Below are 25,153 nucleotides of genomic sequence, written 5' to 3' on the forward strand. Positions count from 1 at the left end.
CCAGCACCCTGGGGCACCCTGGGGTCGGACCCTAGTCCGGGGCGTCTGGGCAGCTACGACTGCCGGGGCCGCAGCGCCTCACCGAGCTGTCGACGGGACGATATGCCCAACTTGGCATAGATGTTGGACAGGTGGTACTCCACCGTCTTCTGGCTGACGTAGAACTCAGCCGCGGCTTCCTGGTTCGTGCGCCCGTCCATGATCAGATAGGCCACCGACAACTCCCGCTCGGTCAGGGCGAGCACGCGGCTGCTGGTCCGGCCGGGGGCGGTCAGACCGATCGCCGCCAAGTCGGCGTCGCAGCGTTCGAGGAACGGGGCGGCTCGCAGGGCACTGAATCGGTCGTGAGCCGATCGGAACCAGCGTGCGGCCTCGCGCCGGGAGCCCGAGCCTGTCGCCACGAGCAGTCTGCCGTAACTGTGTTCCAACATCGCGCGGAAGAAGGGTGCAGCGTCGCCGTCCGCGTCGGATGTCTCCACGACGGCCCGCTCATAGTTCGCCAGCGCGTCGCGCGGCCGGTCCTGCGCTTCGGCCAGTTGGCCGCTGAGCCGCGCCACGACCAGTCGCATGTAGCCCGTGCCGTCGTGCTCGGAGGTGAGGTCCTCGAGCGCCGCCGCCGCCGCCGTCAGTCTCCCGATGCCGGTCAACGCCTCGACCAGCAGTGACTGCTGCCACAGCCAGAAAGGCTTGTAACGCAGTCGCATCCGCTCGTCCACGCCGTCGGTCGCACGGTCAAGCAACGGTTCCAGGCATCTGAGCATGGCCGCGTGGTCCGCCTGGGCCTGCGCCAGCGTTGCCCCGGCCAGCGCCCAAAACATCGTCTCGACCGCCGGCGATCCGAACGCCTGGTTCATCCGGTCCAGGGTGTCGACCTGGGCCAGGGCCGCGTCCCATTGCCCGCGGCCGGCGAGGACGCACACCACGGCGAATCCGGCGGCCGCGTCGCCGAACACGTGGTCCTGGGCGGCGGCGATCGCTTGTGCCCGATCCGCCGCCGACGCGCTGGCGTTCCAGTCACCCGACACATACTCCGCCACCGCCAGTTGTGCGAGCGACAGGTGGCTGAGCTTCGAGCCGGCGCCTTGCCGATCGCGCAGCGCCACCGCCGCCAGATCAGCGCGCGCCGCGGGTATCTTCGCCAGGAACAGGTTGCAGACGCCTCGCGCGGCCAGCGAGTCGAGCTGGTCGTTCGTCACTTCGGTGGCCTTGGTGGGCAGGTATTCCAGATGCCGCAGACCCGCGCGCGGCCCTTGGTCCCACATCCGTCCTGTCGCCAGCATCGTCCGCGTCAGATCGGTCGTCGCGGGGTCGAGGTCGCCGATCGCCAGGGTCCGGGCGGCGACGTCCGCGGTCTCGGCACCGCGGCCGGCCCGGATCATGATGGCTGCCAGGAACGTCCCCGCGAGGACCGCGACCCAGCCGGACTCCGGGTCGGCGAGCGCTTCCTGCCAGGCTTCGGAGAGCCGGGCCTCGGCGGCGGGAAACCGGCCGGACAGCATCTCCATCACGCCCAGCACGCAGCTGCGCAATGCGCCCGGCGCGCAGTCCTCGACCTGCGGCCGCAGCTTCGCGGCCGTCACCGGCTGCATGGTGAGCAGCGACTGGGCGCAGGCGGTCAGCAGCCGGCGCTCCCGGTCCGCGCGCTGGTCGGAGAGCTCCGCGGCCCACTGGAAGCGGGTGGCCGCCAGGGCGTTGCGACCGATGGCGGCCTCGGCCATTCCGGACTGTTCCAGTTCGACTGCGAGCTCGGGGTCGGCGGATACGGCGCCCGCGACCCGGTGCGCCCAGGCTGCGCCGGCGCCCACCACGTCGGCGGCGGCGAGGTGGAGGGCGCGTCTGCGTTCGGGGTCGATCGCGTCGTAGACGGCGTCCCGCTGCAGGGCGTGGACGAGGGCGACAGGGCTTTGCGATTCAACCGGCCACCATTGGGCGAGTCCGACGTTCAGCGCCGGGCCGAGCGCCTTGGCAGGGTCGGGTATCCCGGCGACCTGCGCGACGGTCGCGAGCGGAAGGCGCGCGGCCAGCACCGCCATCGCATCGAGGAGGGCCACGGAATCCGAGGGGAGCTGGTCCAGCAGGGTTTTGATGCTCACCCGGAGCGTCCGCGGAGCCGGCCACCGCTCCGCCGCCTCGTCCCGCAGCGTCTCGACCGGTACCTCGGCCAGGACCGTCCGGAGGTAGAGGGGATGGCCCTTTGTGTAGCCGTGCAGACGCTCGACCAAGCCCGGTGCCAGGCGTACGTCGAGCAGCCGCCGCGCCATCTGCGCCACGTCGTCCTCGCCGAGCCCGCCGATCTCGACACGCACGGCCCGTTCCAGCGACCGAACCAGCCGGTCGAGAGTCCCGACAGTGCTCTCCGCCTCGGAACGCGTCAGCAGGACAGTCAGCACCCGGTCGGCCCAGAGCCGACGCAAGACGAAGCCCAGCACCTGCATGGACAACGAATCGGCCCAGTGGACGTCGTCGACGACGATCGCGACCGGTCCTCTGGACTCCTGCAGCACGCCGAGGAGGAGCAACAGCTGCCCACCGATGGCGTTCGGCGACGCTCCGACCGTACCCTCCCGCGCCAGCAGCGGGAACGGGGCCGCCAGGTTGCGGTCCACTCGCCGTATCAGCTGGTTGATGACGCCGCCGGGGAGGTCCGTCTCCGACGGGTCGCCAGTAGCCCACAGAACCGTGAAGTCCTCCAGTGAGGCCGCCAGCCGGCGCGCGAGGGCGCTCTTGCCGATGCCGGCCTCGCCCTCGAGAACGGCCAGCCACGCCTCGCCGTCGCGCACTCTCACCGCACATGCCGCGAGCTTGTCGGATTCTCGGATGCGGCCGACGAAGACCTCACCGTAACCGTGCGGGACCGAGCCCGCCATACTGCTAGCCACGCTCATTGTTCGGTTCTCCCAGGGCGGCGGTTGGTACGGGCGGCGCACTTGCAAGCGGGGCGGTCTTAATCTGGCTCGGTCCTGTGCGGGTGGGCGGAGGGCTATGAAACCGCAGTATGGGCGTCTGACTCTACCGCTGGTTAGGGAACGAGACTGAAGCTGCAGGAACCCGCCGACCTCATGCGGGTGGCGATCTCGGTGCGCGAGGGCCAGCTGTCCTCCTCCCTGCTGCGGCGCCTGCGCTCGGGGTCGTGCCGCCACAGCGTGTCGTCGTCGGGTACAGGGACGAAGGTCATCCTGCCCGAACAGCTGGTCGTGGCCCGGAATGTTGAGTCCGCTCTGACCGCGCACAACGCGACCATCACCAACGCGGACTGACATGCAGGGCCCCGGAGCTTTCCGCTCCGGGGCCCTAGGTTCACGGAGTGAGTCCAAGCGCCTTAGTGCACAGAAGCAGAAGTCCGGTGGACGCCGCGAAGGCACTTCCACCCTTCTCTAGAGCACCCATTGGATGATCTCCGCTTAGTGCGGACGCAAATCCCGCCGCAAGGCCAATTGAAATGGCAATCGCGACGACAATGGCGACGATGAACTTCTTGTGATTGCATGGTGCAGGCATTTCCCTTTTCCTTCACTATTAGGTCTTCATGACTTATCACTACCTTCTGTAGGTTTTACGAAGCCAGGATCAAGCCGTCTGGCTCCCTTTTGCGGTTACTTAAGGGGTTAATTAAGGACCGCGCATTGTGGATTCTCCCCATGCTCTATTTAGTTTTGCTGCAAGAATCCAGTATCTACTGGTGCAGTACGGTCACGATGGCGCGCAACTACTCGCCAGCGCAGCCTTCTTGACGAGGCGCCAGCCACACGATGCAAGGGTCTCCCGGAGGCCAACCTGATCAAAGTGACCGCGGAGGATGCAGCGGCTCACATGGGAACACCCATCGCCGATGACCAGCTCTCACGCGTCCAACCGTTCATCGAAGACGCCTCTGCTCTGGTTGTGGACTGGCGCAGGAACGATTTTGAGCGAGACGTTCAATCTTCTGATCACAAATGGCGAAGTCGAGATCCCAACCGGTTCTTGTCTGGTTGGTCGAGTGGTGGCAGTGGCTGATGAGGTGGCGCCGACGCCGGCGGAGGCGATCGCGCAGATCCGCAGCGAGCAGGTGCCACGGCTGATGGCTTGCGATAAGCCCAGCTACTCAGCGGGCGCAGCCGAGCAGGAGTGGCGCTTTGAGGCTCCGATTTTAAAAGACCGGGCACGAGGTGGACAGCTCCACCGCAATCTGTAAGAGTTACCTGTACTCTCACGCGCTGCAGTGGCGTGCGTTCCTTGTTCGACGAACAAGAAAGGACGTGTTGGGATGAGTACAGTGGTTCTTGATGTGATGCAGTGGAGTCAACTCGACCACATCGCTGACGTCAGGCCGATCGATGACAGCGATGCTGAGTGCCTGGAAGAGATAAGGCTCGTGCTCGCGAAGCACAAGTGTCTCGACCGCTTCGGCGTCACACTTCTGCACAGCCATTTCGATGTCGCCGACGACGAGATGATGCTCGAGACAACCGATCTTGAGCGGCGCGAACACCTCGTTCGACCGGTCAAGCGATCCTGGCTCCAAGACCGCGGCGTCACCGCGCAGACGACCGTGGTGAGCTTCGATGCACATGGGTACAACCAGAACTGCGGGTGCGACCCGCGGGCATCCGGGCACCACCACAAGTAATCCCAGCGACTGACCACGATGAGCGCGAACCTGACGCTCGACGCTGTCGGCAACATCGCCGCCGAGACTAGTGAAGCTGTCGTCAACGCGGCCAATCCCGAACTGCAAGGTGGAGGCGGCGTCGCAGGGGCGATCCATCGTGGAGCCAGTCCTGAGTTGCTCGAAGCAGTGTCGTACGCTCAGCGGTTGCGAGATCGGCGACGCCAAGGCCACTGGCGCCTATGCGCTTGCAGCGCGCCACGGCTCGGCCGGCTCCGCGAAGGGCGCCGCCTCACTGATAGCCGAAGGTCCGCGAGTTGATCGCCACGATCTCTGAGAGCGCGTGGACCGCGATCAGGTACCCGAAGGCGATCTGGGAAAGGGACGAGGAACGCTGGGTCTCGGACGCGGAGGTCGCCGAGATCCAGTGCAGCGCTTTCACCCGCAAGGCCAAGCGCTACCGGGCCACCGCCCGGCTGATGGTGCGCCGGGTCAAGCGGCTGAACGGAGCTGGAGTCCCGGACGGCCAGGGCGAGTTGTTCACCGTCTGGCGGTTCCATGCGGTGTTCACCGACTCGCTGCTGCCCCTGGTCGAGGCCGAGGCGGACCATCGCCGACACGCTGTGGTCGAGCAGGTCTTCGCTGATCTTGAGGACTCGGCACTGGGCCATCTGCCCTCGGGGAAGTTCACCGCGAACGCCGCGTGGCTGGCCCTGGCCGCCGTCGCTCACAACCTGACCCGCGCCCTGGGAACCCTGGCCTCCGCCTCCCACGCCTGGGCCCGCACCGGCACGGTTGGCCGCCGGAGGCCGCACGCTGACCTGGCACCTCCCCGAGCACTGGCGCTGGCGGGAGGCGTTCGCCGACCTGTGGACAACCGTCGGCCACCGGCTACGGACCTGACCTGTCAGCCCGCCCGCCCACGACCCAGGACCTCGGAGACCCTGCCACCGGGACGGCCACCCGGCAATCACCCACGCCCACCGGCAGGAAAACCGCTGAATCCTCCCCGGAAAACATTCCGCGTTCATCGAATACGGCTCTGTGGATCCAGGCTGAGTGGAGTAGGCGCGCGATGATGATCAACGCGGCCGATGGCCTCTGCTTAGTGGCGGAACTCGTACAGGTACAGGCCTCGTTGTCCACCTACCGCCAGGCTTTGACCGTCGGGTGCCCAGGCGCATGAGCGAAGGTACCCGTCGGCTCGCATCATCGTTGCGACGTGAAGTGATAGCCGGTCCCAGATGCGCACCTGGCGGTCCCGGCTGGCGGTGGCGAGCCAGGTGCCGTCGGGGGAGATCGCCACCGCCTGCACGGAGGCGGTGTGTCCGGTCAGGGTGGCGGTGGTGGCGCCGGTCACGCGGTCCCAGATGCGCACCTCGCGGTCCTCGCCGGTGGTGGCGAGCCAGGTGCCGTCGGGGGAGATCGCCACCGCCTGCACGGAGGCGGTGTGTCCGGTGAGGGTGGCGGTGGTGGTGCCGGTTGCGCGGTCCCAGATGCGCACCTTGCGGTCCTCGCTGGCGGTGGCGAGCCAGGTGCCGTCGGGGGAGATCGCCACCGCGTTCACCCAACCGGTCTGTCCGGTGAGGGTGGCGGTAGCGGTGCCGGTTGCGCGGTCCCAGATGCGCACCACCTCGCGGTCGTCGCTGGCGGTGGCGAGCCAGGTGCCGTCGGGGGAGATCGCCACCGCGTTCACGGTGCTGATGTGTCCGGTGAGGGTGGCGGTGGTGGTGCCGACCGCGCGGTCCCAGATGCGCACCTCGCGGTCGCCGCTGGCGGTGGCGAGCCAGGTGCCGTCGGGGGAGATCGCCACCGAGCGCACGGAGGCGGTGTGTCCGGTGAGGGTGGCGGTGGTGGTGCCGGTCACGCGGTCCGAGCGCGCCGCCCTCAACGCCCGCCAGCCCATGGGCCGGCTCGTGACCGCCGACGAGGTCGCCGTAGCCATCGCCTACCTGGCGAGCCCGCTGGCGGGTGCCACCACCGGCACCGATTTGGCCGTCGACGGCGGCATGCACGGCCTGCGCGTCCGTCCCCGAATCTGACACCCACCCGAAGTTCCACCCTGAGGGAGAACACCGACGCCGCTGCGAGGACTGAGGTCGTCGGCGGGGTGACGCACCATCGTCATGATTGCCGGGGCAGTCCGGAGGCTGCCTCCCTGACGCGGTCCAGTGCGGCGTCCAGTGTGGCCAGGTCCTGTGAGTTGAAGCCGTCGAAGGCCGTCCGCAGGTTGCGTGCGTGCACGGTGGCTGCTCGCTCGAGTATGTCGTGTCCGGCGGCGGTGATGCCCGCGTAGGAGACGCGCCGGTCGGTGGGGCACGGGCGGCGCTCGACGTAGCCGGCTGCCTGCATGCGGTCCACCAGCCGGGTCACGCCGCTGGTAGTGAGCGCGATCTGGTCGGCCAGGGAGCTCATCATCAGCTGTTCCCCCTCCGAGCGGCCCAATCGGATGAGCACCTCGAACCAGACATGCGGCAGTCCGGTCTCGGACTCCAGGGCGGATCCGAGCCACTGCTCCATGCGGCTGTATGCCTCGGCCAGGCGGCCGAACGTGGTGATCAGGGGGTCGTCGATGGCAGCCGCGGCGGAAGACATGACAGCAATCCTACTCGCAGGAAGTTGTGGAGGAAGACATTGCATAGTCAACAAATAATGGTTAAAGTGTCAATGGTTGACCAGTCAATGAATTGGGGGCGGTCATGCATGTCGCGATCATCGACGAGTTGGCGCCGGCCCTGGAGGAGATGGCCTTCGTGAACATCCCACTGAACGCGAGCCAGGGCTGGTCCTGGCAGTCCGGCTGGGCGCTGCTCGGCCTGACCGGCTGAGGAGAGTCGATCATGGCAACTGACTCCGTAGTACCGAACCCTCCGTTCGGGCCGCCGATCGCGGTGACCCGAGGCGACGCGGTGGCGCCGCTGGTCGTGCTGCTGCACGGCCGGGGCTCACGCGAGACCGAGATCATCGCGCTCGCCGACGCGCTGCCCTCCGAGTTCTCGTATGCCGCGGTGCGCGCGCCCATCGCCGAAGGACCGGGGTTCGCCTGGTTCGCCAACCGCGGTATCGGCCGCCCGGTCCCGCAGTCCCTGCGAGCGACCATGGACTGGTTCAACGCCTGGCTCGACGAGATCGCCCCGCACGACCGCCCGGTGCTGCTCGTCGGCTTCAGCGGTGGCGCGGCGTTCGCGGGCGGGCTGGTGCTGGACAACCCGGAACGGTTCGCCGCAGCGGCCATCCTGTACGGCACGTTGCCCTTCGAGGCAGGAGTGCCCACCACTGCCGCCCGCCTGGCCGGGGTGCCGGTATTTGTCGCGCAGGGAGAGCACGACAACGTCATCCCGCGCGAACTGCTCGACCGCACCTGGCACTACCTGACCCAGGAGTCCGGCGCTCCGACGATCGCCCGGCGGGACCCCGTGGGGCACGGCATCGCCACCGACGCGCTGGCCGGCCTCGCCGCCTGGCTCGGCGAGCGGGCCGACTACCTCGCCCGTCACGGATCTCCCAGCAGGGGACCGGCGTACTGGCCGACCCTTCCTACGGGACTTCCGGACCGCGTCGGGCCGAGGCCGCGGGTCAGCGCGTCGATCCCCCAGCAGCAGACCACCGACAACGCACCGCTGGAACTGCAGGAGAAGCTGTTCGCCCGGCTGCGCGCGTTTGCCGACGTCGACACCGCCCAGTCGGCGATCTCCGTGCCCGGCGCACGAGGCTTCATGCTCACCGGAACGTACTCCACCGGGCCCGAGGATGCCTTCCTCGTGCCAAGGGCCAGAGAGTTCGCCCATCTGCACCCCGGACACGACGGTTCGCTGCACATCGCGCTGCCGGTCAGCCTGGCCGCCGACGCGATCCGGCACGGCTGGGCCGTGGCCCAACCGCTCGCCGGGATCAGGCTCACTCCGGGCATGGTGCTCGTCTACGGACCTCGTGACGAGCCCGAACTCGACATCGTCACCGCCATCGTGAGCACCAGCCACGCCTGGGCCGCGGGGCAGTTCACCCCGGCGGTCGCATGACAGATCGCTGCGGATTCCCACACCCAGCGACCTCCTGACCGGCCGTCACGGCCTGCCTTCACCAGGACAGCTTCACCATGAGCGCTCGCCTGGGCGCTCACCAAGAGAATCGAGGACCCACCATGGACCGTCGTTCCATGCTCAAGGGCGGAACCGCCGCCGCGTTCGGCGCGCTGGCCATCACCGCCGTCACGAGCGGAGGCAGCCTGGCCGAAGCGGCCCAGCAATACCCTGGCCTGCTCCCGGACCCGGCCACCACGCCGGTACCGAACCCGCCCTACCCGCACAACCTGACCCACGCCGAGCGCAAGCACCTGCAGACCTTCGACGAGCTGGACTTCCAGGTCTTCACACACGCCGACTGGGCGCGCCTGGGCGAGAGCCACGCGCAGAACATCCGTGTGCACTGGCCCGACGGGCACTACACCGACGGTATCGAGCAGCACATCAAGGACCTTGCTGCCTTGTTCGTGTGGGCACCGGACACCCGGATCCTGTCCCACCCGCTCCGCGTGGCCAAGGACCAGCTGACCGCGGTCACCGGCGTGATGCAGGGCACCTTCACCCGCCCCATGCCGGACGGGAAGGGCGGCTTCATTCAGCCGACCGGCAAGAAGTACGCCATCAACATGGCCACGGTCGGTATCTGGAACCGTCAGGGAACGATGGACGAGGAGTTCCTGTTCTGGGACAACCAGACCTTCTACGCGCAGATCGGCCTCGGCTGAACCGGTGAGTGCCGGGCGGCCGGGGTGCTGTCACTGCTGCCGGCCCGGCCGGTTCATGAGGACCGCAGGATTGCGGCCCACCCGCCAACCCTTGACGTGGCGGGCCGCTGAACGCCGCAGCGTCACGTCAGGGGCATAAGGCCGAGTCGGCCGACGGCGGCGAGGTCGTGTTCGATGGCCTGAGTGGCGCTGCGCAGCGCGGGGAGGGCTTGCCCGATGCAGTCGGTGACGGTGTGTCGGCTGGGGTGCATGGCGATGTTGATCGCGGCGTGTACTCGGCCGTCCTGGGTATGGACGGGGACGGCTATCGAGCGCAGCCCGACTTCGAGTTCATCGTCGACGAGGGCGTAGCCGTCGGCGGCGGTCCGTTGGAGTAGTCGGAGCAGTTCGTCGATGTCCGTCACCGTGTGCGGGGTCAGCGGCGCGCGGTTCGAGGCGGCGAGGAGTGCGACGCGTTCGGCCTCGGGCAGGCCGGCGAGCAGAACGCGCCCCATGGCGGTGGCGTACGCAGGGAGCTGAGCGCCCACTGCGATGTCGACGGTCATCAGTCGCGTGGCGGCGGCGCGTGCGACGTAGAGGATGTCGGTGCCAGAGAGCACGGTCATGGACGCCGATCCGGAGAGTCGACTCGATAGCGCCGTGAGATGGAGCTGGGTCAGCTGAGCCAGTGACAGGCGGGACAATGGGGCGTAGCCGAGCGACAGGATCGCCGCGTTGGGGTGGTAGAGCCCTGCTCGGTTCGTGACGTAGCCGAGGTGGTCGAGGGTGATCAGTGCCCGCAGTGCGGTGGCCCGCGGCAAGCCGGTGATGCGGGCGACATCGGCGCTCTTCAGGGCGGAGCGGCTCTGGGCGAAGGCGGTCAGAACGCTCAGGCCGCGGGCGAGGGAGCTGCCTGTTGCCCTGCTCCGATACCTGGGGTGCGAACGTGGACCCCGGCGGTAGTACCCAGGTACTGCCGGCCCGAGCTTTCGCCCGGGTCGGCAGGGGTCCGGCATCGCTGTCGCGAGGACGGCGAGGTGAACCTTCCCTCGGTTAGGACGAAACCTGCACCAGGGTCCACAGCTGGGAGGAGGCGCCGGTGTACGTCTGCTGGACGATCTGCGCGCCGTCGCTGGTCGACGCTCCGGAGACGCCGAGGGCCAGACCGGAATTGCGGTCCACCAGCTTGTAGTTGGAGCCGACGGCGACCACCTGCCACTGCTGGTCGGTGCCGCCGTTCTGGACCCACTGCACGGCGTTCGCGCCGCTTGCCGTGCTGGCCTGCCAGACACCGAGGGCCCTGCCGCTGTTCTTGTCGAGCAGTGTGTCGTATCCGTTGCCGAGATCCGTGAGGTGCCACAACTGGTCGGCCGACCCGTTGTCGGTCCACTGCACGACGTTCTGTCCGTCGAGGAGGTCCGCTCCCCACACGCCGAGGTCTTTACCGCTGTTGACGTTGACCAGCTTGTAGTACGCGCGCGTGGAGTTTCCGAAGTCGATGTCCGCATAGGAGATCGTGGTTGTTCCGCCGACGATCTCGACTCGGCCGGTACCGGGGATGTAGGTGAGGCTGCGGCTGTAGGCGGACGACATCGTCGTGTGCTGCTGCGTCCAGGCACCGGTGCTGCTCCCGCTGGCATTCGTCCAGACGTCCCCGCTGCCTGCGGCGTTGAAGACGATCCGCCCGTTCGGCAGGCGCAGGAGTACCGGGCTGCCGCCACGGGACAAGGCGCTGGAGCCCGATGTCACCGAAAGTGAGGTGATGCCGGTGCCCGCGGTGCCGCCCACCGAGAAGAAGTGCAGCGGATCGCTGGCGATCTTGTAGCGGACGTTGTCGCCGCCGCCCCAGTACTCGAAGGTCATCATCCACTTGCCGTCACTGGTCTGGACGACGTTGGTCATGCCGGGGCGACCGCCGCCGATCTCGCTGTATCCGGACGAATTGGTGACAGTCGTTCCGGAGACATCGACGATCGGGCTGCTCCATGACGAGCCGACGCCGTCCCAGGTCCGATGCGCGAGGATCTGGGTGCCGGCGTCCGGCGTCGTGGCATTGTTCGGATCGAGAGTCGGAATGCCCGTCGTCGAGTCATATCCGGTGTAGTCGTTCTCGTCGGAGTAATAGGCCACGAGTTGGTTGTTGTAGACCATCAGGTACGGTTCCCATACGGGGTCGTTCTGGTGGTACGTGTTCTCGGTGGCCGGGTAACTCAGCCCGTTCGACCACGTGCCTGTCGTGATGATGTTCACGATATTCCACGTCGCACCGGAGTCGGTGCTCGCGTAGAGCGCAATCGCCGTGTTGCTGCGGTCGCCGTCGTGCGTGGGCGTGTAGCTGGAGTTGGCGGCCTTCTGGTCGAGGTAGTTGTAGTCGTCGCCCGATGTGACGGTAGCCATCATCAGTGTGCCGGAGGCGAGATTGCCGACTGCCTGCGGCAGAACGTACAGATACGGATTGGTCCAGTTGCTGACGTACTTCGAGTAGGCGGAGTTCGACGAAGCGTACGCCGGTGCCTTGACATCGGTCAGGTACTGCCAGGTCGTGCCGTTGTCGTCGCTCTTGTACATAGGGATGGTCTGCCCGTCGGCCGAGCCCGAGGCGGCCACCGTCGACTTCTCGAATGCCGCGACCAGGCGTCCACTCGGCAGAGCGGCCGCCTTCGGGTAGAGGGCGCAGTTGTTGACCGACTTCGTGCAGGAGGCGGTGCTCGGAAGTTGGTAGAGCGTAGCGGGGGTCGGCGTGGACGCCTGTGCGGGCATCGCCAGCGTCCACAGCGCCACGGCTGCGGCCAGGATGGCGCCCGCAGCTCTACGAAGACCCATTCGCTTGCCTATCACTGTTCCTCCTGAAGGGATAACAAGGATCGGAACAAGGCGGCACCACAATTGAGGTGCGCTTACCTTCCCCGGAACCCTGTAGAGCGCCCCGTCGACGCCATGGCTGGTGGAAGCCAGATGACGGGAACGCTTGTTTGCGGTTCGACGCCCGAATGTGTTGCGGGCTCGCAGTGGGATGAAAGCTAGGGGGGAATCCGACGGGGTGCAACCATGGCGGTCGTCACTATTGCGAAAGTGTTTCGAGGGTGAGACGACGGTCGACCGAGGGTTCGCGGTAGCTTCGGGTGGGCACCGGCCTGCGGGTCCCGGCGGCGCTCCCGAAGAAGCCGGCCGAGGTCGGCCGGGCTGCCCAGTGGTCTTGCCACCGGGCGTTCTGTCCCGTTAGCTTGCGGCGCGGTTTCGAGGTGCGGAAGTGGGTGCGGACCAGCGCGTCCGTGTCGGCGGGCGGGGCGGGCACGGGGTGACAACTCAAGGCGAGGCGCACAGATGGCAGGGCAGGGCAGGACGCATCAGGAGCCGCAGTACGGTTTGCTGACCGCTATCGCCAGTGTGGCGGGGGTGTCGCTCAGCACCGTGTCAAAGGTGGTGCATCGGCGTCCTGACGTCGGCGCCGCGACGCGCGCCCGGGTCGAGGAGCTGTTGGTGCGGTACGGGTACATCCGCCCGGGGGAGCCGGATCCCTCGGTGCCGCGGCAGATCGTCGCGGTGTTCCGGGATCTCTCCGGCCCGTACACGTTGGAGGTCGTCCGCGGGATCGTGGACGCGGCGGACGAGCTCGGCATCGACGTTGTGACCGGGACGACCAGCCAGCGCTCGATCTCCCAGTGGCTGGAGGAGTGCGAGGCGCTCGGCGCGGCCGGGTTGATTATCGTGATCTCGATGCTGGCCGAGGAGAACCAGCGCCGTATCGTCGAGCAGGGGCTGCCGGTCGTGTTGGTCGACCCGCTCAGCGCGCCGACTCAGGAGATTCCGAGCATCGGGGTGACGAACTGGAGCGGGGCCATGGATGCGGTGCAGCACCTGCTGGGGCTCGGGCACACCCGGATCGGCATGGTCGCCGGCCGTTCGCACTCGTTGGCCGGGGGGGCGCGGTTGCACGGCTACCGGGCCGCGCTCGAAGAGGCGGGGATCGCCTACGACCCGGCGATCGTGCGTTCGACCGATTTCGACTTCCATGAGGGGTTGCTGGCCTGTCTGCAGATCCTGCGCTCCGATGACCCGCCCACGGCCGTTTTCGCGGCCAGCGATGTGCAGGCGCTCGGCGTTCTGGAGGCTGCCCGTCAGCACGGGCTCAGTGTTCCGGGGGATCTCGCGGTCATGTCCTTCGACGACACGCTTGTGGCGGCGATGGCCTGCCCCCCGCTGAGCGCGGTGCGCCAGCCCTTCGGGGAGCTGGGCCGCGAGGCCACCCGGGTTCTCGTCGACCTGGCCGAGGGACGGCCTCCCGCCTCTCCGCGGATCGAGCTGGCGACGCAGCTCGTGCTGCGCACCTCGACGTCGGCGCCCCGCAGCGTCAGGGCCGAGCCGGCGATCTGACCGCTCAGGCGAGCGAGACGGTCATCATGACGGGGACACCCGGCCGAAGCCGCACGGTGTGCCGTCGCTCGCTGAGTCGCCGGCACAGGACGTCGATCTCCCGCTCGCGCGTGGAGGTGAGGACGACCCGCGCGACACCGCGCTCGACGTCCCAGCTCAACTCGTCGACGCCCACCCCGGCGCGCGTGCTGATGCCGTGCAGGCTGCCGCTCCGCCAGTCCGGGGGCAGCGCCGGCAGCAGTTCCACGACCCCTGGCCGGGAGTCCACCAGCATCTCCACGAAGACGGCGGGCAGACAGTGGGCCGCGTCCGCGTTGTAGATCTCCAGATCAGGGTTGTGGGAGGTCATGAGGGACGGGTAGACCATGTTGCGCCCCAGGATCTTGAGGACGTTGGCCTTGGCCGTCTCGGCGTCCTTCAGCCGCGCGGCCACCAGGGCGCGGTGAAGGCTGCCGTGCGCGGACATGTTCTCGTCGCCGCGCCGCAACAGCGCAGCACGGGCGGCGGCGGCAAGACCGGGGGTCTCCTCCGGGGTGATGTCGTGCAGGGGCCACACCGGATAGAGATGGCTGATGTGCCGGTGGTCGTCGGCGGTCTCCAGACCCGGCCACGCCCACTCGGCGAGGGCGCCGTCAGCGTCCACGCGGTAGGGCGGCAGCCGCTCGGCGAGGGCACGCCAGCGGTCGGCTGCGGTCTGCTCGATGCCGAGGTGCGCGCAGACCTCGGCGGCGGTGGTGAGCGCGTGCCGGGCGGCCGCCACGTCCATGGTGGCGTTCACGCCGCAGGCGCCCTGCTCGCCCCGCGGGCCGACCTCGGGGGAGTAGGAGGGGACCACGACGACGTGCCCCTCGGCGTCCTCACGCGTGAGGAAGTCCTCGAAGAAGACCGCGGCTTCGACGAGCCAGGGGGCGAGGGTGCGGGCCAGGAAGCCGTCGTCCCCGGTCGCTCGCCAGTACTCCACCAACGGGAACAGCAGCCAGTCCGCGCCCGCCAGCCACATGGTCCAGGGCCACTCGTCGTCGAGATGGAACAGCAGGCCGTGCTCACCGTCGGTCCGACTGGGCGCGAGCACCCCGCGGGCGCCGTAGATCGTGCGGGCGTTGGTGCGCCAGTCGTCGATCTGCGCGCCGACCAATGCGGCGTACGGCTCGATGAGTTCGGGCATGCCGGTGAGGACCGCCGCCGCCATCTGCAGGTTGACGTTGGCGTCCGTGGTGTAGTCGCCGGACCAGGCGGCTCCCCATTCCCCCAGCCACAGCCCGGTCAGCCGTGGCGGAAGCACCCCGCTGGAGCTGAGCAGCAAGTAGCGGCCGGCGTGGAACAGCGCCTCGACCAGCGCGCCGTCCAGCACCTTGTCGTCGGCCCGGGCGATCAGCTCGCGCACGGGCAGGTCCCGGTCGCTCCCGGGGACGCCCAGGTCGAGCGCCGCCCGCTGGTAGAGCTCGCCGTGGACCGCTGCGTGCCGGGTGAGCAGCCCGTCGTAGTCGACGGGCAACTGCGCCAGGTCGAGACGGAGTGCGTCGACATCGGGAAGGGGCTTCCCCCGGTCCATTCGGGTCAGCAGGGTGACTCTTGTGGCCCCGCGTACGCGGACCACGTCCCCTTCTGCTGTGAGCCGGCCGCCGGTGACGACGACGCGGGTCACGCCGACGGACCCGGCCGCGCCGGGTCCGGGGGGATACGTCCCAACGACGGCCAGTGTCGCCTCACCGCCCCCGGCGGCGCGTGCGGACGTCACGTAGCTGACATCGGAGGGGCGGCCCGGCAGTTCCCCGGAGAGCCGTAGCGCCAGGTCGAGCCGCGGACCCGAGATCTCGACGACCGCGACGGCGTCGGTGCGCGACACGAACGCCCGCCGCGCCCATTCCCGCTCTCCGTCGGACCAGCTGACCCGCACCTCACCGGTGGGGAAGTCGGTGACCCGGCGGTAGCGCTGCACCGGGCCTTCCTCGGACACAGCGTCCAGGTGGAGCACGTGCCCGGGGTGGAACGGCTGCGTCCAGGCCAGCGCCCTGCCGTCGGAGAACTCGCGCTGCGCCGTCTCCCGCTCTCCGGCGAGGATCAGGTCGCGCACATGCTCGAGACGGTCGGCGACGGCCGGCGGCTGCATCCCGAGGGATCCGTTGGGGAGCACGTAGCGGTGATGGTTGTGAACGATTCGTTCCCGGTGCGGATGCCCGAACACCATGATCCCGTACTCGCCGTTGCCGGAGAGGAAGGCGTCCTCCCAGCGGTCGGCGGGTTGTTCGTCGTGGATGCTGTGCACCGGCATTCCCGGCCTCCCAAAGGTGAGCGCCTGAGCGGCTCGAACAGGCTGCGGGGGAGCCTACAAGAGTTGTCCGCCCGGGCCCCGAAAGACTTTCGAAATCTGCGGGCTGCCCTGGTTTTCCGCAGGTCTTCGGGTGTTTCGGTGCTCTGCCCGGGGTGCGGCGGCCGACCGGGCGTGTACGTTCGCTCCGCGCACGGTCAGTAGGAGGCGACATGGAGGTTCACGCGCAGGTGACGGGCCCAGTTCGGTCGAACCGCAACGCCCAGTACGGGCTGATCACCTCGATAGCCAACGAGGTGGGCATCTCGGTGGGGACCGTGTCGAAGGTCGTCCACCGGCGACGTGATGTGTCCGAGCGGACGAGGGCCCGGGTCGAGGCGCTGCTCGCGGAGCGGGGCTACGTCCGTCCCTGGGAGAGCGGCGCGCGGCGGCCAAGGCAGATCCTCGCCGTGTTCCGGGACCTGGCCGGCCCGTACACCCTGGAAGTAGTCCGCGGCATTGTCGATTCGGCGGCCGAGAAGGACGTCCTCACGACCGTCGGCACGACGGGCCGGCGCTCGATCGCCCACTGGCTGGAGGAGTCCGTGGCGCTGGGCGCCGCGGGGGTCGTCATCGTGATCTCCACCCTCGCCGAGCCGGAGCAGCGCCGGATTCTGGAGCAGCGGTTGCCGGTGGTCCTCGTCGATCCGCTGAACGCGCCGTCGGCGGGCATCCCGAGCGTCGGGGTGGCGAACTGGCACGGCGCGACGACCGCCGTGCAGCACCTGATCGATCTGGGGCACCGCCGCATCGGCATGCTGGCTGGCCGTTCCAGTTCGCTGGCCGGGTCCGCGCGCCTGCACGGCTACCGGGCTGTCCTGGCGGAGGCCGGGATCGCGTTCGAGCCCGCGCTCGTCCGGTCGACGGACTTCGACTACGCCGAGGCCCTGCGGGCAGCCTGCATCCTCCTTGACCAGCCCGGCAGGCCGACGGCGCTGTTCGCCGCGAGCGACGTCCAGGCCCTTGGCGTCCTGGAGGCGGCACGGCGGCTCCGTATCTCCGTGCCCCGCCAATTGTCGGTCGTCTCCTTCGACGACACTCTGGTGGCCGCCATGGCCTCACCGCCGCTGACGGCCGTGCGGCAGCCGTTCGGGGCGCTCGGCCAGGAGGCCACTCGGGTCCTGCTGAACCTGGCTGACGGCAGGTCACCCGCGACGGCTCGCAAGGAGTTGGCGACGGAACTCGTGGTGCGCCTGTCGACAGCTCCGCCCGAGACAGACGGACGAGTTTGACCCGGTTCTGTGCGTCCCCAGATTTCGAAAGTGTTTCGTGACTGACCGCCCCCAGGCTCTTGCCGCAGCCGAATTACGGCCCTTAGCGTGACCGATGCCAGCTCGACCACAGGGGCAACGGCGCGCAAACCTTGCGCGAACGCAACCTGACGGGCCCGGCCATCCACCTGAATCCCTGAGCGCGACCAGGCCCGGGACGGCCTGCCACTGAGGCGCACACAGGATCACGCTGACTCGAAAAGGTGTTCAACGATGAACAGAGTTTCCCGGCGGGGGCTTCTCGCCGTCACGGCGGTAACCGCGCTGAGCGTCACCATGGCCGCCTGTGGGAGCTCCAACAGCTCCGGCACCGCGTCCACGTCCACGGGCAATGTGAGCTTCTGGACGCTGCAGGATCCGACCAACTCGGTGCAGCAGGCGGCGGTGGACTCCTTCAACTCCGGAGGCCAGGGCAAGGTCAGCATGTCCGTGATCACCACGGACGGGTACAAGGACAAGCTGCGCATCGCGATGGGCTCCTCCGGGATGCCCGGGATGTTCTTCAACTGGGGCGGCGGAAGCCTCAACGACTACGTCAAGGCCGGGAAGCTGGTCACGCTCGACCCGGCTCTGAAGTCGCACTTCCTGCCCTCCGCCCTGGCCGCGGGCACGGTCGACGGCAAGTTGGTGGGCCTCCCGATCCGCGGCACCCAGCCGGTGTTCCTCTTCTACAACAAGAAGGTCTTCACCGCCGCAGGCGTCCAGCCGCCCAAGACCTACGCCGATCTGACGAGCCTGGTGCAGACGTTCAAGAGCAAGGGCATCACGCCCTTCGCCCTCGCCGGCAGCGGCACTTCCGCCTGGACGGAGCTGATGTGGGTCGAGTACCTCGTCGACCGCCTCGGCGGCCCCGGCCTCTTCCAGAAGATCCAGGCGGGCGACTGGTCGCAGTGGAAGGACCCGGCCGTACTCAAGTCCGCCCAGATGATCAAGGACCTGGTGGATAGCGGAGCCTTCGGCACGAGCTTCGGCTCGGTCAACTACGGCTCGGGCGGTACCTCCACCCTGCTGGCCAAGGGCAAGGCGGCCATGGTCCTGATGGGCTCGTGGGAGTACGCCACCCAGCAGACCGACGACCCCAACTTCGCCAAGAACGACCTGGGCTACGTCGCGTTCCCGAGCGTGGACGGCGGCAAGGGCGACCCGAACGACGTCGTCGGCAACCCCACCAACTACCTCTCCGTGACGACCACGGCTGCCAAGGACACGGCGGCGGCGTTCCTGAAGACCACCTACAGCGACAGCTACGTCCAGGGACTGGTCGAGAAGGGCGAGGTGCCGGTCACCTCGAACGCCGCGAGCCTGCTCGCCAAGGCGCCCGACCCCTCCTACGCCATGTTCCAGTACGACCTGGTGCGCAACGCCCCCGCCTTCACCCAGTCCTGGGACCAGGCGCTCGGCCTCACCCTGGGCACCCCGCTGCTCACCGAGATCCAGAAGCTGTTCAACGGGCAGAGCTCGCCCGCGCAGTTCGTCAGCGCCGTCGTGGCGCTGAAGCACTAGTGAGGAAAGCGCACGTGACTTCCGCAACGACTTCGCGGCCCGTGAGGGCACCCCGGGCCCACGCCCGGAGTGCCGCTCCGACCCTGCCCAGGCCCGGTGTGGCCTGGGCGGCCCCCGGGCTGGTGTTCTTTCTTCTCTTCGCCGTCGTCCCGATGGGAGGAGCGCTCTATCTCTCCCTCACCCACTGGGACGGCCTCAGCGCACCGCAGTTCGCCGGACTGGACAACTGGTCGCGCTTCCTCGGCGACCACCAGGTCTGGCAGTCCACCCTGGTCACGGGAGTCCTGCTGCTCGGGAACATCGTGGTGCAGGCTCCGATCAGCATTCTGCTGGGCGTGTGGTCGGCCGGCCGCCAGCGCAACCGGGCCGTCCTGTCCGCGATCTTCTTCCTGCCGTTGCTGCTGTCCACCGCGGCCACCGCCGTCATGTGGCGCCAACTGCTCGACCCGAACTTCGGCATCCCCTCGAAGTTCAGCTGGCTCTTCGGCGCCGCCGACCCGCTCGGTACCCAGCAGGGCGCGATCACCTGCCTGGTCCTGGTCACCAGTTGGCAGTTCATCCCCTTCCACAGCCTGCTCTACCAGGGCGCCGCCCGCGCGATCCCGGAGACGCTCTACCAGGCGGCCGCGATCGACGGCGCGGGGAGAGTCCGGCAGTTCATGCACATCACGCTGCCGCAACTGCGTAACACGATCATCACCTCGACCACGTTCATGGTCGTGGGGGGCCTCACTGCCTTCGACATCGTGCTGCTGCTGACCAACGGCGGGCCCGGCACGGACACGTCCATCCTCCCGTTCTCCATGTACCAGACGGCGTTCCGAACCTACGACTACGGATACGCCAGCACGATTGCGAGCTTCCTGCTCCTGCTCGCCACAGCGGCTTCGATCCTGCTCACGAAGCTCAGCGGGTACGACAAGATGACCAGCACCCTGGAGGGGCTGTGAGGACACGCCCCAACTACGTAGCCGGTGTTGCAGCGTTCATCTGGCTCCTGATCATCGGGGTGCCGTTGTACGCGCTGGTCAACACCGCGCTGCAGCCGCAGTCCAAGTACACCGACAAGGGGCCGTTGGCGCTCCCGTCCGCCCTGACGCTGGACAACTTCAAGACCGTCGTCGACAGCGGGTTCCTGCAGGACATCTGGAACACCGTTGTCGTCGCGGGGGCCACCGTCGCCATCGTGCTGGCACTCGCCGTTCCGATCAGCTACGCGGTGGTCCGGGGCCGGGGATGGATCACGAAGGGCGTGTTCCGGCTGTTCCTCCTGGGACTGGCGATCCCCTCCCAGGCCGTCATCATCCCGCTCTTCCTGATTATCAACGACCTCGGCTTCTACGACACCCTGTGGGGCATCATCCTGCCTACCGCAGCGTTCGCGCTGCCGGTGAGCGTGCTCGTCCTCAGCGGCGGCATGCGGGACATCTCCACCGAGCTCTACGAGGCGATGGCCCTCGACGGCGCCAACCCGGCCCGGACGCTGCTGACACTGGTCCTTCCGATGTCGCGTTCCGCCATCGCGACCACCTGCGTCTTCACAGCCCTGCAGGCGTGGAACGGCTTCCTGTTCCCGCTGATCATGACCCAGTCCAACGGCGACAAGGTCGTGACGCTGGGCCTGTACAACTTCGTGTCCGAGTACGGCTCGAACGTCCCGGCCCTGCTGACAGCGGTACTGATGTCCACACTCCCCATCCTCGTCGTCTACCTCTTCGCCCGACGAGCCCTCGTCGCCGGCCTGATGGGCGCCGGCGGCAAGTGACGGAGCGCCCTCCCGGCCATCCGACCGGACGGGACGGCCCCCGACCCGACTCTGCCACAGCCTGCCGTTGCGGGCTGCCGCTCAGGCCTGCCCGCACACCGACCGCCCGACTTCTCCCTTGCTCCGACCGCGCCTTCGCGCTGCCCCGACCGAATTGGAAAACCCTTGACGATCAGCGATGAGCGCCCGACGACCGGGCTGTGGAACGACCCCGCCCTGCCGCCGTCCGTCCGCGCCCGCGCCCTGCTCGACGCCATGACCGTAGCCGAGAAGATCGCGCAGCTCGGCAGCACCTGGCCCGGCCACGACGACTCCGGCGACGTGGCGCCCATGCAGGACACCTTCCGAGGCGCCGACAGCTTCGACGAAGCCATCGTCGGCGGTCTGGGCCAGCTGACCCGGGTGTTCGGCACGGCACCGGTCGACCCGGAAGCCGGGCGCAGACGGCTCGCGACGCTGCAGGAACAGGTCGTGGCGGCGAACAGGTTCGGCATCCCAGCCATCGCCCACGAGGAGTGCCTGACCGGCTTCTTCACCTGGCAGGCCACGGTCTACCCGACCCCCCTTGCCTGGGCGGCCACCTGGAACCCCGAGCTCGTACACCAGATGGCCGCGTCCATCGGCTCGGACATGGCGGCCGTCGGCGTCCACCAGGGCCTGGCCCCCGTACTGGACGTCGTACGCGACTACCGCTGGGGCCGGGTGGAGGAGACCCTCGGCGAGGACCCCTACCTCGTCTCGGAGCTCGGGCTGGCCTATGTGCAGGGCATTCAGTCTTCCGGCGTCATAGGCACGCTGAAGCACTTCGCGGGCTACTCCACCTCCCGTGCCGCCCGCAACCACGCCCCCGCCGCCCTCGGCCCACGCGAACTCGCCGACGTGATCCTTCCGCCGTTCGAGAAGGCCGTGGTCACAGGCCGCGTCCGCTCGGTGATGAACGCCTACAACGACATCGACGGAGTGCCCTGCGCCGCGGACGAGACCCTCCTCACCACCCTGCTGCGTGAGTGCTGGGGCTTCGAGGGAACCGTGGTCTCCGACTACTGGGCCATCGCGTTCCTCGCCTCCATGCACCACGTGGCGGCCGACATCGCCGACGCGGCAGGCTCCGCCCTGCAGGCCGGCCTCGATGTCGAACTGCCCCACACCCACGGATACGGAGAACCGCTGCGGGCCCTGCTGCGGGACGGCGGTGTCTCAGCCGACCTGCTCGATCGTTCGGTGCTGCGGGTACTGACGCAGAAGGCCGAACTCGGCCTGCTGGACCCCGACTGGCACCCCGGCCGCTACACCGCGCCCGCGGACTTCGACTCGCCCCGCAACCGCGGCATCGCCCGCAGCCTGGCCGAGGAATCCGTGGTGCTGCTCGACAACCGGTCGGCTGTCCTGCCGCTCGCCCAGCCGGGCTCCATCGCCGTGATCGGTCCGGTGGCGGACGACGTTCGCTGCCTGTTCGGCTGCTACTCCTTCCCCAACCATGTGCTGCCCCACCACCCCGACTTCCCCACGGGGATCCACGCGCCCACGGTGCTCGACGCGATCCGGGAGGAGTTCCCGGGCGTTGCGGTGCGCTACGAGGCAGGTTGTGCGGTCACCGGGGACGACCGCAGCGGCATCGCCGCGGCCGTGACCGCGGCCGCGGCGGCCGACCTGACGATCCTGCTCGTCGGTGACCGCTCCGGGATGTTCGGGGAGGGAACCTCGGGGGAGGGCTGCGACGTCGGCGCGCTGACGCTTCCGGGAGTACAGGAGGACCTGGTGGACGCCGTCCTCGACGCCGCGCGGCGGACCGTCCTCGTCGTTCTCTCGGGCCGCCCGTACGCGATCGGGCGACATGCCAGGAGGGCGGACGCGACACTGCAGGCCTTCTTCCCCGGCGAGGAGGGCGGCCCGGCGATCGCCGGCGTCCTGTCCGGGCGGATCAACCCCTCCGGGCGTCTGCCCGTGCAGATCCCGGGCGACACGGCAGGCCAGCCGGGCACGTACCTGGCACCCCCGCTCGCCCTCAAGAGCGACGGCGTGAGCAACATCGACCCAACACCCGCGTTCCCATTCGGGCACGGGCTGTCCTACACGAGATTCGAGATCGAGGACGCTCACGTGGAGGAAGCGGTCGTGGCCGTCGAGGCGACGATCACCGTACGCGCCACGGTCTCCAACACCGGCTCCCGGTCGGGTACGTCGGTGCCGCAGCTCTATCTCACCGACCCCGTCGCCTCGGTCACCCGCCCCGTCCGCCAGCTGATCGGCTTCACCCGCGTCGACCTTGCCGCGGGGGAGACCCGGGTCGTGGAGTTCGAGGTCCACACGGACCTGACCGGCTTCACCGGCAGGGACCTGCGCCGACGCGTCGAACCCGGCGAGATCGTGCTCACCGTCGCGCAGTCGGCGGGCGACCCGGGCGCTCCTGCGCACGTGCGGCTGGAAGGGGATGTGCGCACCGTGAACCACACCAGGACCATGACCACCGCCGTCACAGTACTCGGGGACTGACAGCTGTGGTCGGGGCTGTCGCCGCTGGCGCCGTGGCCGCAGTGGTCGACTCGTAGGTGGTCAGGTGCGGGGCGAGGGCTGTGTGTCGGTCATGGTGCGTGTCCTCTTCCTTCGGTGAACTGCTGGGGGTGGGGTGCTGCCCGACGCGGGCGTCCCACTAGACGAGTTGATCCGAAGTTTCGGCCCGTCAAAGGGGCGAGGGTGTCCAAGATCCGTGTGTGACGACAGACCTGAACACCCTCTTGACCGCACTGTACGTGAAGATCGACGACGAGATCGGAGGAACCCAATGCATCGGCAGGCCACCGCTGCTCAGCGACTCCGAACTCGTCTGCCTGGCCGTGGCCCAGGCCCTGCTGGGCCACCACTCCGAGTCGCGCTGGCTGCGCTACGCGAACAAGATGCGCATGGCCTGCGGGTCGTCGAAGCCCCGGGCACTGACCTGCTGCCTCTCGGGAGCGGCCGGGATCTGCCTGGCTCCTGAAGAGCCAGGCAGATCCCGGAGAGCTCAAGAGCGGCTGCGGCGGCTGGGGTGGTCGGCCGCATGGCAGGGCGGGGCACCGTCGGCGGCGAGGCGGAGCCGTTGCACGATCTCGTCCACGAGTCGGCAGAACTGATCGGCTTCCTGCGGTGTCGAGGGCGCGGTCACCTCCGTGCTAAGGATCCGTCGGATGTCCTGCACGCGCTGCAGGACATCATCCAGAACGTCTACGGCGCGGGGCGGCACAGCGGCGGCCGGTGGGGGAGCGACGGAGGTCACGTCCGGGGCGGTGTGGAGCGAGACTGTTGCCGCTCCGTGATCTTCTGCGAAATTTCGCAGGTTCTGTACGGGCGCACTCACGGTGCTCGGCTGCGGCGGGTCGGCCACCACTGGGTGGTCTGCACTCATGACGCGGGTGAACGAGGGGTCCGGCAGGGCGACGGGGATGGCCGCCGGAGCTGTTACCTCCTCTGGGTTTCCTGCGAAATTTCGCAGGTTCGGATCCGGCTGCCCCAGGGGCGGGTGCTTCCCGTCGTCGGGGAGTGCAGGATTCGGCGGGGTCGAGGTCGGGCTCTTCGTGGTGACCGGTGGCAGGGAGTCTGCTGCCATCAGTTGTCGTGCGGCGGCCCGGAATTCGGTGGCCTCGGTCTGTTTGGACGCGTTCTTGAGGACGGCCTTGACGACCTGGCCGGTCAGGGCGGCGGTCACCTTGACTCCCTCGGTCTGCGCGCGGTCGCGCAGTTCCTCGTAGAGGCCTGTGGCCGCGTCCAGACCGTCGGTGCCGAACCGTGCGACGACGGGCAACAGGGCACGGGTGTGGGAGGCAGTGGCCGGCTTGCCCAGGGCCTGGTTCAGGCGTTCGGCCAGCGGCCACTCCTCGATCATCTGGTAGGCGGTGCGCTCGCTGATCTCCCAGCGCCCGGTGATGTAGTCCTCGAACGTGCGGTGGCTCTGGCGGTAGAGCTTGCCGTCGCGGATGGTCTGCAGGGCCTTGCCCGCCAGCCAGGTCGCGGTGCCCAGGTTCTCCACGGCCCGCTCACACGTGCCCAGGGCGTCGACCTCGTCCGCGGTGAGCTGGCCGGTGGCCTCGATCTCGACGGGGGAGGGAATCATGTCGGAGGTGATCACCAGGTCGGCGGGGCGCGCGGTCGGGCGGACCGTGGCCGGTCGGCCGGCGGGCAGGTTGTGCTGCTCCTGGCTGCGGGCGCGCAGTGCGGCGGTGCGGTCGGTGCTCATCGGGTCACCTCGATCTGGGGCAGGAGGCCGCGGGTGAGCATCTCGGTGGTGAGCTCGTCGTAGGCGGAGCCGTGGGCGGTGACCGGCAGCAGCATCGACTGGCCGTTGGGCGCCTGATGTACCCCTGGGAGTGCCTTCCCAGCGCGGAGTGTGTGATCGCCGTCCATCCAAGCGTTACGGGAGGCGCCAACCGCCGTGTGCTCAGGCAGTGTTCAACGACGGTTGCGGCGGTCGCGCACCTGGCGGACAACGTAGATGGGAACACCGATGATGGCGCCGATGACGAGGGCCCAAAGCGCGAAGTAGGCGAGGCCGGGGTGGAAGCCGGTGGTGGTGTTGGCGGCGGCCAGGACGGTGGTGAGTGGCTGCTGAGACATCTTCTGGTCCTTGGGTGTCGACGGGGCTGGG

22 protein-coding genes and 1 pseudogene are annotated in these 25,153 nt (G+C 68.6%); 15 read left to right on the plus strand and 8 right to left on the minus strand.

Translation table 11 applies throughout. The features are described from left to right. Positions 1–53: 53 nt before the first annotated feature. On the minus strand, positions 54–2,879 hold the full coding sequence (locus ABIA33_RS34120; protein WP_370087305.1) for an AAA family ATPase: 2,826 nt from the start codon (positions 2,877–2,879) through the stop codon (positions 54–56). A gap of 180 nt (positions 2,880–3,059) precedes the next feature. Here ABIA33_RS34120 and ABIA33_RS34125 point away from each other — a divergent pair, with 180 nt between their 5' ends. The 5 genes from ABIA33_RS34125 to ABIA33_RS34145 all read left to right on the plus strand — a co-directional run bounded on the left by ABIA33_RS34125 (position 3,060) and on the right by ABIA33_RS34145 (position 5,667). Continuing rightward, positions 3,060–3,257: a hypothetical protein gene (locus ABIA33_RS34125; RefSeq protein WP_370087307.1), complete on the plus strand. Its 198-nt coding sequence runs from the start codon at positions 3,060–3,062 to the stop codon at positions 3,255–3,257. A 572-nt stretch (positions 3,258–3,829) separates the two neighbouring features. Further along, the gene (locus ABIA33_RS34130; RefSeq protein ID WP_370087310.1) at positions 3,830–4,174 is read left to right on the plus strand and encodes a hypothetical protein; all 345 of its coding nucleotides are present in this window, start codon (positions 3,830–3,832) and stop codon (positions 4,172–4,174) included. A 72-nt stretch (positions 4,175–4,246) separates the two neighbouring features. Then, positions 4,247–4,609 carry a hypothetical protein gene (locus ABIA33_RS34135; protein ID WP_370087312.1) on the plus strand — a complete coding sequence of 121 codons (363 nt, stop codon included), beginning with the start codon at positions 4,247–4,249 and terminating at the stop codon, positions 4,607–4,609. Between the two features lie 18 nt (positions 4,610–4,627). Then, entirely contained in the window at positions 4,628–4,909 is a 282-nt protein-coding gene (locus tag ABIA33_RS34140; protein ID WP_370087314.1) for a macro domain-containing protein, read from the plus strand. Further along, positions 4,906–5,667, plus strand: coding sequence for a hypothetical protein (locus ABIA33_RS34145; protein ID WP_370087316.1), 762 nt, complete (start codon positions 4,906–4,908; stop codon positions 5,665–5,667). The genes ABIA33_RS34140 and ABIA33_RS34145 overlap by 4 nt, the downstream gene beginning before the upstream one ends. A gap of 26 nt (positions 5,668–5,693) precedes the next feature. On the opposite strand, the gene ABIA33_RS34150 is transcribed toward ABIA33_RS34145, so the two are convergent. After that, the gene (locus ABIA33_RS34150) at positions 5,694–6,455 is read right to left on the minus strand and encodes a WD40 repeat domain-containing protein (protein WP_370087318.1); all 762 of its coding nucleotides are present in this window, start codon (positions 6,453–6,455) and stop codon (positions 5,694–5,696) included. Positions 6,456–6,459: 4 nt separating this feature from the next. Between ABIA33_RS34150 and ABIA33_RS34155 the strand changes: the two are divergent. Further along, positions 6,460–6,630 (plus strand): annotated as a pseudogene (locus tag ABIA33_RS34155) (SDR family oxidoreductase); the annotation flags it as partial. An 82-nt stretch (positions 6,631–6,712) separates the two neighbouring features. Here ABIA33_RS34155 and ABIA33_RS34160 read toward each other — a convergent pair. Continuing rightward, a complete protein-coding gene (locus tag ABIA33_RS34160; RefSeq protein ID WP_370087320.1) occupies positions 6,713–7,183 on the minus strand; it encodes a MarR family winged helix-turn-helix transcriptional regulator in 471 nt (156 codons plus the stop codon). A gap of 104 nt (positions 7,184–7,287) precedes the next feature. Between ABIA33_RS34160 and ABIA33_RS34165 the strand changes: the two genes are divergently transcribed. The 3 genes from ABIA33_RS34165 to ABIA33_RS34175 all read left to right on the plus strand — a co-directional run bounded on the left by ABIA33_RS34165 (position 7,288) and on the right by ABIA33_RS34175 (position 9,335). After that, positions 7,288–7,416: a hypothetical protein gene (locus ABIA33_RS34165; protein WP_370087322.1), complete on the plus strand. Its 129-nt coding sequence runs from the start codon at positions 7,288–7,290 to the stop codon at positions 7,414–7,416. 12 nt (positions 7,417–7,428) lie between these two features. Next, a complete protein-coding gene (locus ABIA33_RS34170) occupies positions 7,429–8,607 on the plus strand; it encodes an alpha/beta hydrolase (protein ID WP_370087324.1) in 1,179 nt (392 codons plus the stop codon). A gap of 122 nt (positions 8,608–8,729) precedes the next feature. Next, positions 8,730–9,335, plus strand: coding sequence for an ester cyclase (locus ABIA33_RS34175; protein ID WP_370087326.1), 606 nt, complete (start codon positions 8,730–8,732; stop codon positions 9,333–9,335). Between the two features lie 122 nt (positions 9,336–9,457). Here the strand turns inward: ABIA33_RS34175 and ABIA33_RS34180 are convergent, their stop codons facing one another. Both ABIA33_RS34180 and ABIA33_RS34185 read right to left on the minus strand, forming a co-directional pair. Then, entirely contained in the window at positions 9,458–10,330 is an 873-nt protein-coding gene (locus ABIA33_RS34180; RefSeq protein WP_370087328.1) for an IclR family transcriptional regulator C-terminal domain-containing protein, read from the minus strand. 37 nt (positions 10,331–10,367) lie between these two features. Continuing rightward, positions 10,368–12,152 (minus strand): RICIN domain-containing protein, encoded by a 1,785-nt coding sequence (locus ABIA33_RS34185; protein ID WP_370087330.1) that lies wholly within the window; start codon positions 12,150–12,152, stop codon positions 10,368–10,370. A gap of 486 nt (positions 12,153–12,638) precedes the next feature. Between ABIA33_RS34185 and ABIA33_RS34190 the strand changes: the two genes are divergently transcribed. After that, positions 12,639–13,688 carry a LacI family DNA-binding transcriptional regulator gene (locus ABIA33_RS34190; RefSeq protein WP_370087332.1) on the plus strand — a complete coding sequence of 350 codons (1,050 nt, stop codon included), beginning with the start codon at positions 12,639–12,641 and terminating at the stop codon, positions 13,686–13,688. A 4-nt stretch (positions 13,689–13,692) separates the two neighbouring features. Here ABIA33_RS34190 and ABIA33_RS34195 read toward each other — a convergent pair whose 3' ends face one another. Beyond that, the gene (locus ABIA33_RS34195) at positions 13,693–15,960 is read right to left on the minus strand and encodes a glycoside hydrolase N-terminal domain-containing protein (RefSeq protein WP_370087334.1); all 2,268 of its coding nucleotides are present in this window, start codon (positions 15,958–15,960) and stop codon (positions 13,693–13,695) included. Positions 15,961–16,169: 209 nt separating this feature from the next. Between ABIA33_RS34195 and ABIA33_RS34200 the strand changes: the two genes are divergently transcribed. The 5 genes from ABIA33_RS34200 (at position 16,170) to ABIA33_RS34220 (ending at position 23,028) form a co-directional block, all read left to right on the plus strand. Continuing rightward, entirely contained in the window at positions 16,170–17,228 is a 1,059-nt protein-coding gene (locus ABIA33_RS34200) for a LacI family DNA-binding transcriptional regulator (RefSeq protein ID WP_370087336.1), read from the plus strand. A 252-nt stretch (positions 17,229–17,480) separates the two neighbouring features. Beyond that, complete coding sequence (locus ABIA33_RS34205; RefSeq protein ID WP_370087338.1) at positions 17,481–18,770, plus strand: ABC transporter substrate-binding protein; 1,290 nt, start codon at positions 17,481–17,483, stop codon at positions 18,768–18,770. Between the two features lie 14 nt (positions 18,771–18,784). Further along, entirely contained in the window at positions 18,785–19,720 is a 936-nt protein-coding gene (locus tag ABIA33_RS34210) for a carbohydrate ABC transporter permease (protein ID WP_370087340.1), read from the plus strand. Further along, positions 19,717–20,535, plus strand: a complete 819-nt coding sequence (locus tag ABIA33_RS34215; protein ID WP_370087342.1) for a carbohydrate ABC transporter permease — start codon at positions 19,717–19,719, stop codon at positions 20,533–20,535. The genes ABIA33_RS34210 and ABIA33_RS34215 overlap by 4 nt, the downstream gene beginning before the upstream one ends. Positions 20,536–20,700: 165 nt before the next feature. Continuing rightward, entirely contained in the window at positions 20,701–23,028 is a 2,328-nt protein-coding gene (locus tag ABIA33_RS34220; RefSeq protein ID WP_370087344.1) for a glycoside hydrolase family 3 N-terminal domain-containing protein, read from the plus strand. Between the two features lie 508 nt (positions 23,029–23,536). Here the strand turns inward: ABIA33_RS34220 and ABIA33_RS34225 are convergent. Together ABIA33_RS34225 and ABIA33_RS34230 are read right to left on the minus strand one after the other, a co-directional pair. Further along, complete coding sequence (locus tag ABIA33_RS34225) at positions 23,537–24,745, minus strand: hypothetical protein (protein WP_370087346.1); 1,209 nt, start codon at positions 24,743–24,745, stop codon at positions 23,537–23,539. Between the two features lie 212 nt (positions 24,746–24,957). Continuing rightward, positions 24,958–25,122, minus strand: a complete 165-nt coding sequence (locus ABIA33_RS34230) for a hypothetical protein (RefSeq protein WP_370087348.1) — start codon at positions 25,120–25,122, stop codon at positions 24,958–24,960. Positions 25,123–25,153: the final 31 nt, after the last annotated feature.

It is taken from the genome of Streptacidiphilus sp. MAP12-16 (genome assembly GCF_041262165.1).
Taxonomy (GTDB): Bacteria; Actinomycetota; Actinomycetes; order Streptomycetales; family Streptomycetaceae; genus Streptacidiphilus.

Coding starts and splice junctions, on each gene's coding strand:
- ABIA33_RS34125 (WP_370087307.1), top strand. CDS start 3,060: ATGCGGGTGGCGATCTCGGTGCGCGAGGGCCAGCTGTCCTCCTCCCTG.
- ABIA33_RS34130 (WP_370087310.1), top strand. CDS start 3,830: ATGACCAGCTCTCACGCGTCCAACCGTTCATCGAAGACGCCTCTGCTC.
- ABIA33_RS34135 (WP_370087312.1), top strand. CDS start 4,247: ATGAGTACAGTGGTTCTTGATGTGATGCAGTGGAGTCAACTCGACCAC.
- ABIA33_RS34140 (WP_370087314.1), top strand. CDS start 4,628: ATGAGCGCGAACCTGACGCTCGACGCTGTCGGCAACATCGCCGCCGAG.
- ABIA33_RS34160 (WP_370087320.1), bottom strand. CDS start 7,183: ATGTCTTCCGCCGCGGCTGCCATCGACGACCCCCTGATCACCACGTTC.
- ABIA33_RS34165 (WP_370087322.1), top strand. CDS start 7,288: ATGCATGTCGCGATCATCGACGAGTTGGCGCCGGCCCTGGAGGAGATG.
- ABIA33_RS34170 (WP_370087324.1), top strand. CDS start 7,429: ATGGCAACTGACTCCGTAGTACCGAACCCTCCGTTCGGGCCGCCGATC.
- ABIA33_RS34175 (WP_370087326.1), top strand. CDS start 8,730: ATGGACCGTCGTTCCATGCTCAAGGGCGGAACCGCCGCCGCGTTCGGC.
- ABIA33_RS34180 (WP_370087328.1), bottom strand. CDS start 10,330: ATGCCGGACCCCTGCCGACCCGGGCGAAAGCTCGGGCCGGCAGTACCT.
- ABIA33_RS34190 (WP_370087332.1), top strand. CDS start 12,639: ATGGCAGGGCAGGGCAGGACGCATCAGGAGCCGCAGTACGGTTTGCTG.
- ABIA33_RS34195 (WP_370087334.1), bottom strand. CDS start 15,960: ATGCCGGTGCACAGCATCCACGACGAACAACCCGCCGACCGCTGGGAG.
- ABIA33_RS34200 (WP_370087336.1), top strand. CDS start 16,170: ATGGAGGTTCACGCGCAGGTGACGGGCCCAGTTCGGTCGAACCGCAAC.
- ABIA33_RS34205 (WP_370087338.1), top strand. CDS start 17,481: ATGAACAGAGTTTCCCGGCGGGGGCTTCTCGCCGTCACGGCGGTAACC.
- ABIA33_RS34225 (WP_370087346.1), bottom strand. CDS start 24,745: ATGAGCACCGACCGCACCGCCGCACTGCGCGCCCGCAGCCAGGAGCAG.
- ABIA33_RS34230 (WP_370087348.1), bottom strand. CDS start 25,122: ATGTCTCAGCAGCCACTCACCACCGTCCTGGCCGCCGCCAACACCACC.